At 72.0% G+C, this 2,081-nt stretch carries 2 protein-coding genes; both read right to left on the bottom strand.

The window, feature by feature from the left end:
* Positions 1-52 precede the first annotated feature (52 nt).
* Positions 53-1,078 carry a LacI family DNA-binding transcriptional regulator gene (locus tag C1J00_RS42465; RefSeq protein WP_102914123.1) on the bottom strand — a complete coding sequence of 342 codons (1,026 nt, stop codon included), beginning with the start codon at positions 1,076-1,078 and terminating at the stop codon, positions 53-55.
* 209 nt (positions 1,079-1,287) lie between these two features.
* Positions 1,288-1,491: a DUF5999 family protein gene (locus C1J00_RS42460; RefSeq protein WP_102914122.1), complete on the bottom strand. Its 204-nt coding sequence runs from the start codon at positions 1,489-1,491 to the stop codon at positions 1,288-1,290.
* Positions 1,492-2,081 lie beyond the last annotated feature (590 nt).

Here is a 2,081-nt window from a genome sequence, read left to right as displayed (position 1 = left end):
GACGGCGCCCTGCCCGACAGGGGGTGGCGGGGCGCCGTTTCTCGTGCCGAGGTCAGGCCAAAGGTGCGGTGCTCGCCCGTACCACCAGGTCGGTGCCCAGTTCCACCCGCGGTGAGTCCGGCTGCTCGTCTCGGGTCAGCCGGAGCACCGTGCGCACGGCCAGTTTGCCCATGTCGGCGAGGGGCTGGCGGACCGTGGTCAGCGGCGGAGCCGACCAGCGGACTTCCGGAAGGTCGTCGAAGCCGACCACGCTCATGTCCTGCGGCACCCGCAGCCCGCGCCGGCGCAGCGCCTCGATCGCGCCGAGTGCCATCTGGTCGCTGGCCGCGAACAGGGCGGTCGGCGGCTCGGGGAGGTCGAGCAGGGCGGCGCAGGCGGTGAATCCGGACTCGGGGCGGAAGTCGCCGGGGACGACGAGGGACGCGTCCGGCGTGATGCCGGCGCCCTCCAGGGCCGCGCGGTAGCCGTCCAGACGGGCCCGGGAGCACAGCAGGCGGGGCGGGCCGGCGATCAGGCCGATCCGGCGGTGGCCGAGGGACAGCAGGTGTTCGGTGGCCGCCATGCCGCCCGACCAGTTCGCCGCGCCGATCGTGGGGGCGTCGAGGGCGGGGGAGCCCGCCGGGTCGACGACCACCAAGGGCACGCCGAGGATCCGCAGCTCCTCGTGCAGCGTGGAGTCCAGGGCTGACGTCACGAGGATGACGCCGTCGGAGGCGCGGGCCCTCAGGTTGCGCATCCACTCGCGGGCGTCGCCCGAGCGCCCGTGGATGGCCGACACCACCGTGCCCACCCCGGCGGCGTGCGCGACCTCCTCGACCCCGCGGATGATCTCCACGGCCCAGGGGCTGTCGAGATTGTTGAAGACCAGGTCGAGCAGGGCGGCACGGGCGCCCGGGGCCGCGGGACGCCTGCGGTAACCGTGGCGGCGCAGGAGGTCCTCGACCCGGGCCCGGGTCTGCGGCGACACGTCGGACCGGCCGTTGACGACCCGGGACACGGTCGGTATGGACACGCCGGCCTGCCGGGCGATCTCCGTGATGGTGACCTTGCCCTCGGCGTCGGCCCCACGTGCTCCCACTTGCCCACCTCCATCGACGGGTGACGGCGAAACTTCCAGGAGTCTTCCGGAAAACGGGCGTCCCTGGGAAGGCGTTACGAGGCGGGAACGGCACGTCGCGAGAGGTGACGCTGAGTGACGACCCCCGGGCATGCGTCGGGGCCGGTTCGCAGGGGTTCTGCGGCCGGCCCCTCATGTGTGCCGACGGGACGTCGCCCCGCCCAGCGGCCTCAGGCGGCCGTCATCACCTGGCCGGCCAGCGGACGGTGCGGGGCGATGGCCCGGCCGTCCGGCAGGAGCTCACCGGTGTCCTCGAAGAGCACCACGCCGTTGCACAGCAGGCTCCATCCCTGCTCCGGGTGGTGCGCCAGGAGGCGGGCGGATTCCCGGTCGGCGGATTCTGCTGAAGGGCACTGGGTCTGGTGCTGGCACATGGGTGGGATCTTTCGCTGGGTCGAGATGGACGATGAGACTGAGTCGGCTGTCGTGTCTGTTCCGCGGCTAGAAGTGTCGTTCATGGCCGCCCCCCGTTGTGATAAGTCGTCGGAACCCAGTGTTGCCCTACGGGCGTCGATCCGCAGGGATTTCGCGGCACCGCTTCTCACAGGTTCATGACGCATCACCCGCGCGGACGGTTCATCCCAACTGCACTGTCCCTTCGGGTGGTTCGCAGTGGCCGAATGGGGCTAGTCCGCTCGGGTCGGCGACTATTCCGGCTCGTACGAGCCGTTGGGTGCTCGGACGAGCGATCGCGTGAGCGGAAAAGTGATCGTGTGAGCGAATGGGCGATCGGGTGAGCGGCCAGGCGGTGCGAATAGGCGGCGGACGGGGAAACGAACGACCCCGCCGCCGGAATTCGGCGACGGGGTGCGAGGGGGCCGCGCGGCGCTTCAGGCGGGTGAGCCGAGCAGTCTGGTGGGAGCGGCCCGGTGGGTCAGCACCGGGAGGAGTTCGGCGACGCGGTGCGGGCGATGGGCCGCGATGCCGGGAGGTGCGGGCGCCAGCGGGACGAGCAGGTCGGTGG

The sequence above is a fragment of the Streptomyces cahuitamycinicus genome, assembly GCF_002891435.1.
Taxonomy (GTDB): Bacteria; Actinomycetota; Actinomycetes; order Streptomycetales; family Streptomycetaceae; genus Streptomyces; species Streptomyces cahuitamycinicus.
Note: the sequence above shows the minus strand (reverse complement) of the source record. Positions and strands in the feature narration are given on the sequence as shown.

Bases quoted from the DNA above. Each gene is read 5' to 3' on its own strand.
- C1J00_RS42460 (WP_102914122.1), bottom strand. From the start codon at position 1,491: ATGTGCCAGCACCAGACCCAGTGCCCTTCAGCAGAATCCGCCGACCGG.